This window comes from Enterobacter sp. 3U4, assembly GCF_057224565.1.
The window spans coordinates 1,358,020-1,372,932 of record NZ_CP136665.1; the positions used below are offsets into that span (position 1 = coordinate 1,358,020).

Below are 14,913 nucleotides of genomic sequence, written 5' to 3' on the forward strand. Positions count from 1 at the left end.
TATAGGAGGAATTAGACTATGACAGTTATCAATCAGCCTACCTGCACACTGTTTACCGATACTGAACGGTTCACGCAGCTGTCAGGGTATTACGAGGCGGAGCGTCACACGGTATGGATGATGCTGCGGGCTCAGCCACGTCCTTGCTTTAACCATGCGTTAATTGAAGAGATCATGAACTTTTCATGGCTGGTTCGCCAGTCTGGTTTTGCGGTTGATTTTTGGGTAACCGGATCGCTGGTTCCCGAGATGTATAACGTGGGCGGCGATCTGCAGTTCTTCGTTGAGTGCATTCAGCATGGTCGACGTGAAGCGCTACGGGCCTATGCGCGCGCCTGCGTTGATAGCGTCCATGCGGCCTCACGGGGGTTTGATACGGGGGCAATCTCTCTGGCCATGGTCGAAGGCAGCGCGTTAGGGGGCGGGTTTGAGGCCGCTCTGGCGCACCATTTCGTTCTGGCGCAGCGCGATGCCCGCTTAGGTTTCCCCGAGATTGCGTTCAACCTGTTTCCGGGCATGGGAGGATATTCCCTGGTTGCACGCCGTTCAGGCATGAGGCTGGCGGAGGAGCTCATCTACAAAGGTGAATCCCATACGGCTGAATGGTACGAACAGCACGGGCTGGTGGATGTCCTGTTTGAACCCGGACAAAGCTATGTCTCCACCCGAACCTTCATCGATACGCTGCGGCCAAAACTGAATGGCATAAGGGCAATGCTGCGCGCCCGTACGCGCGTTCTGCAATTGCCTCGCAGTGAACTGATGGATATCACGGAAGACTGGGTTGATGCCGCTTTTTGCCTGGAGCAGAAAGATATCGCCTACATGGAGCGTCTGGTCACGCTGCAAAACCGCCATCACGCGGCGGGCCTGCGTAAAGCCAGTTAACGTTGATTTCGCGCTTGATATCGTTTTAGCCATCGCTCGAATGCGGCAGCGGGCATCGGCTTAGCAAACAGAAAACCCTGCCGTTCGTTGACGCCGTTCTTGGTCAGAAAGGCGTCTTCTTTTGCACTTTCCACACCTTCGGCAATCACCTGCAGATTTAACGCCTGCGCCACCGCGACGATAGCGCGCACCAGTGACTGGGAAATAGACTGCTTATGGATATCCCTGACAAAAGATTGATCGAGTTTAATGGCGTCGATCGGGAAGCGGGCGAGCTGCGAAAGAGAAGAGTAGCCGGTGCCAAAATCATCCAGATGAATTTGCGCCCCGAGCCGGCTGAACTGCTGGATCACGGACAGCGCCAGCTCTTCGTTCTCGATAAGGCAGCTTTCGGTTAATTCGACGTCGACAGGGCAGTATTCAAAATTCAGATCCTTCAGCGCCTGCTTTAAGTCGCTGAAGATAGTCTGGTCGGCCAGCTGTCGCGCAGAGACGTTCACCGCCACGCGCAGGTTTATTCCCTTATCACGCCATTTCGCCACCTGGCGAACCACATCAAGCATCACCCAGCGGCCCAGCGGCACTATCAACCCCGACTCCTCGGCATAAGAGATAAACTCCAGCGGCGGGATCAAGCCGCGTTCTGGTGATTGCCAGCGGACCAGCGCTTCAAGGCTTCTGACTTCTCCGCGCCAGGTTAATTTCGGCTGATAGTGGATCAAAAGCTGATCGTTATCCAGGGCCTTACGCAGGTTGGTATCCAGCCAGAGATACTCAAACACGCGCTGGTTCATCTCGGGTGAGAAGACGCAGAACTTGCCCCGGCCGTTCTCTTTGGCGGTGTACATGGCGGTATCGGCGTTACGAATGACGCTTTCCCGGTCGTTCCCATGCTGCGGGGCGAGGGCGATCCCCAGAGAGCAGCCGGTATAAACCTCAATCAGACCGATGCGGAACGGCTGGCGCAGGCGGGTTAAAATGCGCGACGCCATCGCCTCCAGAGAGCCCTGAGAGGTATTCGTGGCCATGACGATAAACTCATCACCGCCAAGTCGCGCCAGCACCTGCTCTTCATCCAGACAGCTCAAAATGGCGAGGGCGACAGCCTGTAACAGCTGATCGCCAAACATATGCCCGTAAGCGTCGTTGACCTTTTTAAAGTTATCCAGATCGAGATACACCACGCCTACCTGCGTGTCGCCGCGGTTGTCGATGGCGTCAGAAATCAGATCGTGGATCGCATTGCGGTTTGGCAAGCCGGTGATGGTATCGGTATTGGCCAGTACGCGCAGCCGCTCCTGAGCGCGGCGCTCCTCGGTAATATCTGTCCCGGAACAGATAAGGAAAATTTCATTTTTACCGCTGCCGCTGTGAACGAATTTGTTTCTGAACAGAAACAGCCGCTGCCCTTTACGCGTTTTGATCCAGCGTTCAACTTCATAGGAGCTGCCGTTGCGAAAAAAACCGGTAATATTGCGCTTTGAGGCTGCCGCTTCGCTGCGGCTCATAAACAGCTTAAATACGTTCTGACCAATGACTTCTTGCTCTTTCAGACCGGTGTACTCTTCGCTAAGCCGGTTAAAACGCTGAATATTGCCGTTCTGATCGAGAATAACAATGACGGAGTTTGCCTCTGAGACAACCTGTTCCGCGAAAGAGAGCCCATGAGCCAGGTCGCGCGCCACGGAGGGCGTATCGTTCCAGGCGGAAGCGGTACCGGCCCACTCGTTACGCGTAATTTTCCGCCCAACAAGGTGAACCGGGAGATCTTCCCCGAATAGCGAGAGCGTCATGGAAATACTGGAGGTAATAACGGTTAAGTGACGGATGAGATCGGCCTGATCGTCGTCCAGCGAAATTACCTGAGTGACATCGGCATTTTCACTGGCGGCAAGGTGCAGAGCATTGCTGTCAGCTGACAAGCGCCACCACGGGCTGTGAGTCCCCATGTAGCGAAACAGCAAATTCTGCTCCAGATCGTCCATTATGTTTTCTCCCGCAGCTGTTCATTAGCGCACAAATTATTCATTTGTTGTCGACTTTTCCGTTGAGAAATAGCGGCAAAACCGAAGTGAACCTGTTGTTTTTCCCTGCTTTCTTATATTAAAACGAGTCAGGTGAAAAAGGATACTGAGCGTATAGAAATTCACGTAACCGAATATAACAACACTCTTTTACTGTAGATAATTATGGCGGTTTTGGGTGAAGGGATACTGAAAATAGTAAGGAAAAATAATGATTTTGTGGCGGGGATAAAAAGAAAAATTGTCGGCCCTTCCGGAAAGGAAATGACCGACAATTGAACCGGTTATCAGGCGACAGGACGCGCGATAATACTGCGGGTTTCCATGCGAACTTCGGCGATAGTGACGTCAATCACGTCGGTGACTTTGTAAACTGTTTCACCTTTAATTTGCACGGTACCGTTTTCCTGACTGCAGACCATTTCGTCACGAACCGCATGCAGGAACGGCGCAGGAATAAACGCGACAGCACCGTTATCGACCAGGCGGACGCGCATACCCCCGCGGCTGATATCGATGATCTCTGCGGCGAAACGGGTATCCGTCCCGGCTTTATCCTGCAGGAAGCGCGCGTACAGCCAGTCGCCAACGTCACGTTCCGCCATACGGTTCAGACGGCGGCGCTCGGCCATCTGCAGCGTGGTGTCCTCCTGAGGACGAGCAATGGTTTCACCTTTGATAATCGCTTTCAGCAGACGGTGGTTAACCATATCGCCATACTTACGGATCGGCGATGTCCAGGTGGCGTAAGCTTCGAGGCCAAGACCAAAGTGCGGGCCAGGCTCGGTGCTGATTTCCGCGAAGGACTGGAAGCGACGAATGCGGCTGTCCAGGAAGCCCGACGGCTGCGCGTCCAGTTCGCGGCGAAGCTTGCAGAAGCCCGGCAGCGTGAGCACTTCTTCCGGATCAACGTGCACGTCGTGATTCTTCAGCAGGGCCGCCAGGGCTTCGGTATTCGCCGGATCAAAGCCGGTATGGACGTTGTAAATGCCAAAGCCCAGCTTGTCGCGCAGCACGCGTGCGGCGCAGATGTTGGCGGAAATCATCGCCTCTTCAACGATGCGGTTTGCAATGCGTCGCGGTTCGGCCACGATGTCCAGCACTTCGCCTTTCTCGCCCAGAACAAAGCGATAATCCGGGCGGTCTTTGAACACCAGCGCGTGAGTTTTACGCCACTCGCCGCGGTTGAGACAGATGCGATGCAGCAGACGAATTTGCGCGGCAACGGCGTCTGACTCAGGTTTCCAGCTACCGGTATTATCCAGCCAGTCGGAGACATTGTCGTAGGCCAGCTTGGCTTTAGACTCGATGGTGGCGGCAAAGAACTCGATATCGTCTTCAATCGCGCCATCTGCGGCAATGGTCATGCGGCAGGCAAGAACCGGGCGCACTTCATTTGGACGCAGCGAGCAGAGATCGTCTGACAATTCGCGCGGCAGCATCGGAATGTTGAAGCCCGGCAGGTAGTTGGTGAACGCACGGATTTTCGCCGCGTCATCCAGCTTGCTGCCTTCGGCAATCCAGGCGGTTGGATCGGCAATGGCCACGGTCAGATGCAGTTTGCCGTCTGCGCTCTCTTCAGCGTACAGCGCGTCATCCATATCTTCTGTGCTGGCGCTGTCGATGGTGACAAACTCCAGCGCGGTGAGATCGCGGCGCGTCAGACCTTCGTCCTGCATCTCGGTCGCTACGCCGTTCGGCGCTTCTTTTTCAAGATTGTGGCGTGCCAGCGTGACCCACCATGGAACGAAATGGTCGGCGCCAAAGGTGATGAACTGGGTCAGCTCAGCATAAAAACCGCGATCGCCTTTCAGAGGATGACGGCGCATTTCTGCTACGGCCCAGTCACCTTCTTTAAAATCATGCTCAACGCCACGGGCGGCGCGGCAGGGAATGGCATCTTTCAGCAGGGGATGATCCGGCACGATAGAAAGACGATCGTCTTTTCTCTGCACTTTACCCACAAAACGGGTCAGGAACGGTTCGATCAGTTCTTCCGGCTCGGCAGACTCGCGATCCTTCTCGGTATGAATGACGGCCATGACGCGATCGCCATGCATCACTTTCTTCATCTGCGGAGGCGGAATGAAGTAGCTTTTCTGCGCGTCAACTTCAAGGAAGCCAAAGCCCTTTTCCGTGGCTTTTACGACCCCTTCTGCACGCGGCGTCTGGGAATGCAGTTGCTGTTTAAGCTGCGCTAGCAGCGGGTTGTCCTGAAACATAATGTTCTATTTTCGTAGCCATTGAGCGGCTGACAGTTTTACGCGATTCTCACTGTCTCAGCAAGCGGTCTTTGGGTAATTAGTATGGTTATTCCTCTTTACCAAACGCGACTTTCAGACGATTGAGCCAGCCATCAAACGCGCTTTGGGTAAGCAGCGTGATGGCATGTTCGCCGGAGAGCCCTTGATCCGTGAGAGGGGTAAACTGCGCGGCGCTAAAGCGGTCCGGAGAGCGGGTCAACAGTTCGACCGCCGCCGAAAGTGCGGGGGACGTCAGCGGGATCTCTTCGCGGGTGTTTAACAGGATTTCTCCGGTCAGGTCGAGCAGCGACGGCTCATGACAAAGGACCGGCGTCAGCGCCTCTAGCGCGGGTTCAGCCTGCCAGCGAGACAGCGACTCAAGCTGATGCGCACTCGCATAGCGCAGCTCGACGACGGGCAAAAGCGGCGTCCACGCGGCGTGGCGTGTAGGCAGAGTGTGCGGCTGAATATGATGGCCTGGCAACCAGCGAACGGGGTGTCCCAACAGCGCCTGAAAAATCGCGACCACGCGCGCCTGAAAACCGATAAACCCGATAATCTGGTTAATTACCACAATGTCATATGTTGACAGGCCAACCTCATCAAGCTGGTTCTGCGCTTTATCATCAATGACATCAGGGGAGCTGGCGAGCTGGCGGGCATACTGCGTGATTTGCGCCAGACGCCGGTTACTTTCGCGTGAGGAGTCCGGGCCGGGAAGCGGGGCGAGGAGGGCGGCGTAATGGTTACAGAGCCGCTGAACGCCACAGGCCTGTGCGACCGTTAGCGCGGTACTGAGCCGATCGTAAGCGCTGAGCGTATGCAGTCGGTTCACGGGAATCGAGAGCGGAAACAGCTGGTGGCATAAGGCTCTGGCAGGAGCAAGCCAGCCAGAACAGGCGGCGACAATCTCATCAGGCAGGGCTAAATCGAGCAAAAAACGATCGTCGACGTTAGCGGCTTCGGGCACCAGAGGCAGAACATCCGTCTGCGCGTGGTTCGACTGGGTCTCGTGATACCAGTGGCCTTTGCCGGAAAAACGGCGTTGTTCCATGTGCGTTCCTTGATCTCAAAATGGCGATCAATATCCTGGCGTAAGGCAGATAAAGGGAAAAATATTGTTAGGTGATAACAAATAGCAGAACGGAATAACGAAGGGGTGATGCGGGGGGAAAACTCTCTTCCCGGGCGGGAAGAGAGTCACAGCTTATTTAATTTCCAGCTCGTTCATTGCAGCAATGTTGAAGCCGCCGTCAACGTGAACCACTTCGCCGGAGATACCAGCGGAAAGGTCAGAGCACAGGAATGCTGCAGAGTTACCCACATCTTCAATGGTAACAGTACGACGAATCGGGGTAACCGCTTCGCAGTGTGCCAGCATTTTACGGAAATCTTTAATACCGGAAGCGGCCAGGGTGCGGATAGGACCTGCAGAGATGGCGTTAACGCGCACGCCTTCAGGACCCATTGCGTTCGCCATGTAGCGTACGTTGGCTTCCAGAGATGCCTTAGCCAGACCCATAACGTTATAGTTAGGGATAGCACGCTCTGCGCCCAGGTAGGACAGGGTCAGCAGGGCTGCGCCCGGGTTCAGCATCGCGCGGCAGGATTTCGCCATCGCAACGAAGCTGTAGGAGCTGATGTCGTGCGCGATTTTGAAGCCATCACGGGTAACCGCGTTCACGTAGTCGCCGTCCAGCTGATCGCCAGGAGCGAAGCCGATGGAGTGAACGAAACCGTCGAATTTTGGCCATGCTTTTGCCAGTTCAGCAAACATGCCGTCGATGCTTTCGTCTTGTGCAACGTCACATTCCAGAACAATGCTGGAACCCAGCTGCGCGGCAAACTCTTCAACACGGCCTTTCAGCTTGTCGTTCTGGTAGGTGAACGCCAGCTCAGCGCCTTCGCGATGCATTGCCTGTGCGATGCCGTATGCGATGGACAGTTTGCTGGCAACGCCAGTCACCAGAATGCGCTTACCGGAAAGAAAACCCATAGCTTTAATCCTTATATTCATTGCTTATTTTGCCTTGTAATTCATAGCGTTACAGGCAGTATTTCAAAATCATTCGAAATTAGCTCGAAATTATAGCCCACTCACAGCCCCTTGTGTCACGATATTTCTCGCACTTCTCCGAAGTCGCATGCCCCGAAGAATGCGCCGTGGACTCGCGGGGGCGCAAAATTTCAGCATTCGTCCAGTATATCACCCGGCAACAGCTTCGCCTCATCCAACCAGCGAGGAGGCGCGATCCCGCAAGGGTGTTCACGCTTTCCTGATGTTGTCGACGAAACGCGCAATGACGATAAAGAAAACCGGTACGAAGAATATCGCGAGAAGCGTACCGCTAATCATGCCACCAAATACGCCGGTACCGATGGCATGCTGCGTACTGTCGCTTGCACCACTGGCCAGCATCAAGGGAACAACCCCTAAGGTGAAGGCTAACGAGGTCATCAGAATGGGGCGCAGGCGCTGGCTGGCAGCATGAACGGTTGCCGCCAGCAGGGGCTGTCCTTCGCGATGGAGCTGCCTGGCAAATTCAACAATCAGAATGGCGTTCTTGGCCGACAGGCCGATAAGCGTAATCAGGCCGACCTTAAAGAAAACGTCATTCGTCATGCCGGCAACAAACACCGCTATCACCGCGCCGATAAGACCTAACGGAACGACCAGCATGACCGCGAATGGAATAGACCAGCTCTCATACAGGGCGGCGAGCACCATAAACACGACAAGTATCGACAGGACGATAAGGCCCGGAAGCTGAGACTCCGATTTTCGCTCCTGCAATGAACTCCCGGCCCACTCGCCCGCCATACCCTGAGGTAAATCTCTGGACAAACTCTCCATAACCTTCATTGCGGTGCCGCTGGACTTTCCCGAGGCCGCATTTCCGGTAATGCGAAGAGCAGAATAACCCTGATAGCGCGTCAACTGCTGCGGCGCAACGTTCCAGGAGATCGTCACGAACGTTGATATCGGCACCATCTCACCCATCCGGTTTTTCACTGATAGTTTCAGTATCTGCTCGGGCTGCATTCGGTAGGGCGCATCGGCCTGAATAATCACCTGCTGAACGCGGCCGCTATTCGTATAGTCATTGACGTAATTTGAGCCCAGGGAGACGGAGAGCGTCTGGTTGATTTCATCAAATGAGACGCCCATCGCTTCCGCCTTTTCCCGGTCAACCTGGAGCGCAAGGCTTGTTCCTTCCGGAAGACCGTCTATGTACACGTCACTCAGCTCAGGGCTCTGATTGGCCTGCAGGACCAGCGCGTCGGCAGCGCGCTTTAGCGCCTCGTAGCCCAGTCCCGCTCTGTCCTGCACGTACCAGGTGAAGCCCGAGGAGGTGCCCATATCTGAAATGGCCGGCGGGAGCAGGCTCATCGTAACGGCATCAGAGACGTTAATCATGCTTGCCTGTATATGGTCGGCTTCATCCTGTGCCGTCGAGCCCTGCCTGTTTTTCCAGTCCTTCAGCGTGGTGAAGGCCATAGCCGAATTTGGTCCTGAACCTGAAAACCCAAACCCCAGGATCATAATGTTGCTTTCAATATCCGGCCGGGCCGAAATTTCCTCTTCAAACTTTTTAACCACCTTGAGGGTGCGCTGCATCGTGGCATCAGAAGGCAGCTGGATTGAGGACATAAAGTAGCCCTGATCTTCGTCCGGCAGAAAGGACGACGGTAACGAAGACATTCCCAAAAACAGGGCAGCACAAAGCGCAGCGTACAGGAGCAGCATACGTCCGGTTCGCCTCAGAACGGCACCCAGACCGGCTTCGTAACAGGCGGTGAGCGAACGGAAGCGCGCGTTAAACCTGGCCGCGAACCGTCCACCTCCGCTCTTTCCTGCCTTGTGCGGCTTGAGTAACGTTGCACACAGGGCAGGCGTCAGCGTCAGGGCAAGAAACGCCGACAGCAGTATGGAGACCGCCATTGAAATACAAAATTGTCGGTAGATAATCCCGACGGATCCTTCAGCAAACCCCATGGGGATAAAGACGGCGGTGAGCACTAGCGTGATCCCGATAATCGCCGGGGTAATCTCCTGCATGGCTTGCCGGGTAGCGTCCCGTGGGGACAGACTTTTTTCCTCCATCAGTCGTTCAACGTTCTCCACAACCACAATGGCATCATCAACGATAATCCCTATCGCCAGCACCATGCCGAACATCGTCAGAATATTGATGGAGTATCCGCTCAACAACATCACCGTGAAGGTGCCAAGAAGTGCGACGGGAGCAACAATCGCCGGGATAAGCGTACAGCGTATCTTGTGCAGAAACAGCAGCATAACCAGGAAGACCAGGACCATCGCTTCCACGAATGTCTGAACAACCTTCACGATAGAAAGTTTCACAAACGGCGCGGTATCGAAAGGAACCGTAAACACCATTCCGTCGGGTAACACCCGGGAAAGCTCGTCGATGCGCGCACGCACGCCTGAAGCCGTACTCATTGCGTTGGCGCCTGGCGACAGCTGGATTGCCGCCGCCGTCGAGGGCACGCCATTTTCACGGATACCAAAAGCGTAGCTTTGCAGGCCGGATTCAATCCGCGCAATGTCGGATAATTTCAGGCGGGCGCCGGATGCGTCAGATTTCAGGGTGATATTCCTGAACGCCTCGACCGAGGAGAGCTGTCCCTTTACGGTGATGGGATACGTTACCCCTTGTCCTTCAGATGCGGGCTCATCTCCCGTTTTACCGGGCGAAACCAGGGCATTTTGCTGGCCAACAGCAGTAAGCACATCGCTCACCGAAAGGCCGTAGCTGTGGAGCTTCATTGGATCCAGCCAGATGCGCAGCGCTTTTTCGCCGCCAAACAGCTGAACTTTCCCTACGCCGGGCACGCGACGAAGCTCGTCACTGACGTTTCGGGCAAAATAGTCGCTTAAGTCGGCTTCCTCGAATTGACCGTTGGTAGACTTCAGCCCCACCATCATTAAAAATCCAGAATTAGCGGCCTCGACGTTAATGCCATTTTGTCTTACCGCCTGAGGAAGACGAGGCTCGACGATCTTAATCTGATTCTGCAGGTCCACCTGCGCCAGCTTGATGTCCGTGCCGGGTTTAAACGTGACGGTAATTGATGCCGAACCGGTTGTGTCACTGGATGATTCGAAATAGAGCAGGTTATCGACTCCAGAGATTTCTCGCTCGATTAACGACACCACCGACGTATTCATGATATCGGGGCTGGCCCCCGGGTAACTGACGGAAATAATGATTCCTGGCGGTGCCACCGCCGGATACTGCGCAACCGGCAAACGGGGAATAGACAGGAGACCCGTCAGGACGATAAACAGCGCTACTACCCAGGCGAAAATGGGACGTTCGATAAAAAAATGAGGCATTGAGTTATTTTTGTGCAAAAGAGTGAGGTAGAGACTCTACCGCGCATCTGTTTAGCGGAAGTGGGCGGTTTATGGAGGCCATGTGGATCAAGGGCTCAAATCATTCTCATAATGAGGTACAGCGGTGATCCGCCAAAAAAAATGATCAAATAACATTCGTAATAAAAGACCAGATCCTCGATATCGGGCATCGCGTTTAACAGCACGGTGAACGTAATAATGAGATAAACAAAAATCACCATCAGCCAGAAGGCGACGACAAATAGCTCAGTTAGCGCACCAGCTTTATTTTGGATGATCAGTGAGACCACCGACAACGCGATGCAGCCATAGATAATAGGGGAAGAGAGCAGCGTCGAGGCGACTTTTTCATCCACTCTGTGTACCAGCACCAGCCAGGTATAAAGTAATCCCCACGACAGCAGGAGAAACAGGGAATATATGCCCAGTTTTTTAGGAGAGAAATATTTTGAAAGTTCCATGTTCATTATTTCAGCCAACTTCATAAAATCTTTAAGAAACAGTGGTAATTTGCAGCGCGCAATGCACAACGGGTTATGCCTCAATAACGATTTTGAACGGACATTGTCGAGTCTTTATTGACTGAATGTGTAGGCTGTGTGGAGAAATAACCGGGCATTTAAATTAACCGGGAAATTTTCGTGATTACGGCACTTTTTCCCGGAGGCTGTGTCTTATTGTGCTAAAGATATCTGATAGCGTGCTTAAAGGGATTTCACCCGCGGAGATAATATGAACAAAAATACGCTGATCCTTGTTGTTGAAGATGAAGACGAAATCGCCGATATACTGATGAGCTACTTAGAGCGTTCGGGAATGAAAACGCTGAGGGCCAGGCAGGGCGAGCAGGCGATAACGCTCAATCGCCTCCATAAACCGGATCTCATCTTGCTGGACATTCACCTGCCCGTATGTGACGGCTGGAGCGTGCTTACCACGCTTCGCCATGAAAGTGCAGTCCCCGTCATTATGGTTTCCGCTCTCGATCAGGACGTCGATAAACTTATGGGCCTGAGGCTCGGCGCGGATGATTACGTAATCAAACCCTTTAACCCGGCTGAAGTTGTCGCAAGAGTTGAGGCGGTGCTGCGCAGGACAAAACCCGCGCTTCAGCAGGCGGGTTCCCTGCCGCTCAGAACGCCATTTATTACGGTCTATCCGGATGACTTCTACGTGGAAGTCACCGTGGGCGCAGAGGTTGTCTCCCCGGTATTAACGACGACCGAGTTTAAATTGCTCACCTGGCTGGTGAGATATCCGCGAAAGGTCTGCTCCCGCGAAGAGTTGCTCAACGCGTGTTTGCCGGAAGGCGATACGCTTGACAGAACCGTCGACAGCCATATGAGCAAGCTGCGTAAAAAACTGGAGCTTGCCGGTCTTTACGGCGTTCCCGAGAGCATCAGGGGCATGGGCTACCGGCTTGGGGAAAAGAAATGAATAAAGAGTCTGTCCTGAGTCGTCAGATCTTAACGTATATGCTGTTGCTGACGTTTACGATAATTGCCATCGCCATCCTGGGCTCCTGGTTTTTTTACTCCTTTATTCTGGATCACCTCCCGGGCGGCACTGCTGCGGGCGATGATGAGCAGATGACGATGTGGGACTGGGCATGGATTGGGACCGCAACTACGATCAGCCTGATTATTGCACTCTTTTTCACGGTCAAATTGTCATCGCGAATACTCACCCCGCTAAACGCGGTCGCGTCCAGCCTGAAAAAGATTTCTCAGGGCGATCTGGACGCCAGGGCATTCTGCGCCAGTTCCCGGCTGGGAGAGATCAATCACCTGGTTACGGATTTCAATGAAATGGCAGAAAAGCTGCAAACGCTGGATATCCAGCGGAAATCCTGGAATGCCGCGATTGCGCATGAACTCAGAACCCCGGTCACCATTTTACGCGGACGGCTTCAGGGACTGGTTGACGGTGTGTTTACGCCGGATCCGGTGCTGTTTAATAACCTCCTCAAACAGACGGAAGGATTAACCCGTCTGATTGAAGATCTGCGGGTTATCAGTTCGGATGGCGGGGCAGGATACACGTTATACCGGGCCAGAACGGATCTAAAAGGGACAATCCAGGACGCGCTCGATACTTTCATGCCCGAGTTCAACCGTAAGGCATTTACCGTCAATACTGAATTAAGGAAGCAGCAGTGCGTATTCGATCCCTTACGCATTAATCAGTGTCTGACCGTTTTATTTGACAATGCCTTACACTATTCAACCTCGCGGAAGCTCACGGTAAAAAATGGTGTTTCGGATAAAGGCAATTATATCCTTATTCAGGATGGGGGACCGGGTATCCCCAGGGAGTTTCATGACTTCCTGTTTCAGCCCTTTCAGCGCGATAATGGCGCCAGGCAGTTGAACCCGGAAGGCTGTGGTTTGGGCTTGTCGGTGGTAAAAGCCATCATGCTCGCGCATGGTGGCGATGTTACCTATACCTTATCTACGCAAAACCACTCGATGTTTAAACTCACCTGGCCCGACTCGTGAGCTTCAGCGGCAGGTCAAATGTGCCTGCCGGCGATAAATGCCATATTTTTCCTAGCTTAGCATCCCATTCCTGCGGGGTAATCGTCAGTTTGCCGCGTCTCGGGCTTAAGGTTATTTCGCTGAAATAGATTTCATCTTTTTTTAGCATGAGGTCAACGCGGCAGTAGTCAATTCCATGCGCCAGCTCCTGGGATGCCAACAATGCCTGTCGGAACAAGAGCGGTTCGCCTGGTTCTACGGGAGTATTCGGATATTCCATCCGGAAGGGTTGTAAGCTCCAGTGCCTGTCGTAAACGTTGATAAACCCTTTGCCGTTATCATCCGTAAAATCTGCTTCAACATAGTGGGCAACGCCATGAAAACAGTGGATCCTCAGCATTTCCGGCGTTGTGTTTCTGTCGGCATCATCGAAGAGATCGACAAACGGCTCGCAGAGTATACTGGGCGTAATGTTTTTGTACTGCCATTCGCGCGTGGTGTAGTACAGATTTTTCTTTAACGCGAGACTGAGTTTTTTACACGCTTCCCTGACGTTAAATTGCGCTTTGTTTGTACATATTATTGTGCTGCCGCTGTCATGGTTGCACTTAAGGACGAATTTTTCAGGGAGTACTGAAAAATCAATCTGCGACGCTCTGGTATAAACACCAATTAATGGCACCGTTTTCACGCGCGCTGTTCTGGATGAAACGTATGCCCGAACGGCGAGTTTATCGGCAAGCATCGTATAGAAGTTATTATGGTCATAGACCAGGCGATGACATATTTTTTCAGTCAACGTCGTGGGCGAGTTAATGTCAGGTTTTTTTCCGGTTGTTTTCTTAAGCCTCATAGTATGAAAGTGCAGGTCCGTCATTAAAAATGAACGGCATTTTCTGATGAGATACTCGGTATATTTGAGAACGTAAGTGGCGTTGTTCATTTCTTCTCCTCCGTAATGTCCGGATATTCTGGAGAAGAACTGTTGATGTATTTTGCTTAGAATATGGAGCCGCAATGGAGATGAAAAAGTTAAGGATTAAACAGCGTGTAAAGGCTATTTAATCCTTATTAAGCGGTGCAACGTTTGTTTACCGGTCTTTGCGCCACGCATCAGCTGTCAGTGCTTCACCGAAATGACCGGCAATCAGCCGTTTTGTCAGCTCGTGAAGCGGAGAGGCCATCACGTCCGCCGTGCTGCCGCGCTCGACCACTTCCCCCTGGTGCATAACCATCACCTGATCGCTGATGTGTTTCATCATTCCCAGATGCTGGGTGACGTAGATATACGAGATCCCCTGCTTTTCCTGCAATTCCAGCATCAGGTTAATCAGCTGCGAACGCATCGACATATCCAGCGAGGCAAGCGCTTCATCAGCAATGATCACTTTCGGGCGCAAAATCAACGCGCGCGCCAGACCCAGACGCTGTTTCTGGCCGGGGGCCAACATATGCGGGTAGTAGCTTTCGTGATCCGGTAACAGCCCAACCATACGCAGGGTTTCAAACACGCGCTTACGGCGCGCCTCTGGCTCCAGGTCGGTGTTCAGACGCAGCGGGAAATCTAGGATCTGCGAAATGCGCTGGCGCGGATTAAGCGAGGTAGACGGATCCTGGAAGATCATACGGATGCGCTGGCTGCGGAAAGAGTAATCCCCGAACGTCAGAGGATGATCGTCAATCAACACTTCGCCTGCCGTCGGTTCAACCATGCCGGCAAGCATTTTTGCCAGGGTGGATTTCCCGGAACCGTTCTCGCCGATGATCGCCAGAGTCTGTTTTTCACGCAGCGTAAAGCTCAGCGGCTTCACCGCGTCGACAGTTTGGCGATGAAACAGCCCCGTGCGGTAGCGAAAGGTCTTACTCAGGTTACGGACTTCCAGTAAGGTTTCGACCAT

11 protein-coding genes are annotated in these 14,913 nt (G+C 53.3%); 3 read left to right on the plus strand and 8 right to left on the minus strand.

Going from position 1 to position 14,913, the window contains the following annotated elements:
• Window positions 1-18: 18 nt before the first annotated feature.
• A complete protein-coding gene (locus RVY89_RS06430) occupies window positions 19-888 on the plus strand; it encodes a crotonase/enoyl-CoA hydratase family protein (RefSeq protein WP_484827228.1) in 870 nt (289 codons plus the stop codon).
• On the opposite strand, the gene pdeR is transcribed toward RVY89_RS06430, so the two are convergent.
• From pdeR to crrC, 6 genes are all read right to left on the minus strand, one after another.
• Window positions 885-2,876, minus strand: a complete 1,992-nt coding sequence (gene pdeR, locus RVY89_RS06435) for a cyclic di-GMP phosphodiesterase (protein WP_484827904.1) — start codon at window positions 2,874-2,876, stop codon at window positions 885-887. The two genes, RVY89_RS06430 and pdeR, sit on opposite strands and share 4 nt — an antisense overlap.
• 323 nt (window positions 2,877-3,199) lie before the next feature.
• The gene (locus tag RVY89_RS06440; protein ID WP_484827229.1) at window positions 3,200-5,134 is read right to left on the minus strand and encodes an exoribonuclease II; all 1,935 of its coding nucleotides are present in this window, start codon (window positions 5,132-5,134) and stop codon (window positions 3,200-3,202) included.
• Between the two features lie 88 nt (window positions 5,135-5,222).
• Complete coding sequence (locus RVY89_RS06445; RefSeq protein WP_484827230.1) at window positions 5,223-6,209, minus strand: CMD domain-containing protein; 987 nt, start codon at window positions 6,207-6,209, stop codon at window positions 5,223-5,225.
• A gap of 153 nt (window positions 6,210-6,362) precedes the next feature.
• Entirely contained in the window at window positions 6,363-7,151 is a 789-nt protein-coding gene (gene fabI, locus RVY89_RS06450; protein WP_003856831.1) for an enoyl-ACP reductase FabI, read from the minus strand.
• A 270-nt stretch (window positions 7,152-7,421) separates the two neighbouring features.
• A complete protein-coding gene (locus tag RVY89_RS06455; RefSeq protein ID WP_484827231.1) occupies window positions 7,422-10,517 on the minus strand; it encodes a multidrug efflux RND transporter permease subunit in 3,096 nt (1,031 codons plus the stop codon).
• A 95-nt stretch (window positions 10,518-10,612) separates the two neighbouring features.
• Window positions 10,613-11,023: a colistin resistant protein CrrC gene (crrC, locus tag RVY89_RS06460; protein ID WP_473723530.1), complete on the minus strand. Its 411-nt coding sequence runs from the start codon at window positions 11,021-11,023 to the stop codon at window positions 10,613-10,615.
• 247 nt (window positions 11,024-11,270) lie between these two features.
• Between crrC and RVY89_RS06465 the strand changes: the two genes are divergently transcribed.
• Together RVY89_RS06465 and RVY89_RS06470 are read left to right on the plus strand one after the other, a co-directional pair.
• The gene (locus RVY89_RS06465) at window positions 11,271-11,975 is read left to right on the plus strand and encodes a response regulator (RefSeq protein ID WP_484827232.1); all 705 of its coding nucleotides are present in this window, start codon (window positions 11,271-11,273) and stop codon (window positions 11,973-11,975) included.
• Window positions 11,972-13,036: an ATP-binding protein gene (locus tag RVY89_RS06470; RefSeq protein WP_484827233.1), complete on the plus strand. Its 1,065-nt coding sequence runs from the start codon at window positions 11,972-11,974 to the stop codon at window positions 13,034-13,036. The genes RVY89_RS06465 and RVY89_RS06470 overlap by 4 nt, the downstream gene beginning before the upstream one ends.
• Here RVY89_RS06470 and RVY89_RS06475 read toward each other — a convergent pair.
• Both RVY89_RS06475 and sapF read right to left on the minus strand, forming a co-directional pair.
• Window positions 13,017-13,958, minus strand: a complete 942-nt coding sequence (locus tag RVY89_RS06475) for an ATP-grasp fold amidoligase family protein (protein ID WP_484827234.1) — start codon at window positions 13,956-13,958, stop codon at window positions 13,017-13,019. The two genes, RVY89_RS06470 and RVY89_RS06475, sit on opposite strands and share 20 nt — an antisense overlap.
• Window positions 13,959-14,106: 148 nt before the next feature.
• Entirely contained in the window at window positions 14,107-14,913 is an 807-nt protein-coding gene (gene sapF / locus RVY89_RS06480; RefSeq protein WP_023312051.1) for a putrescine export ABC transporter ATP-binding protein SapF, read from the minus strand.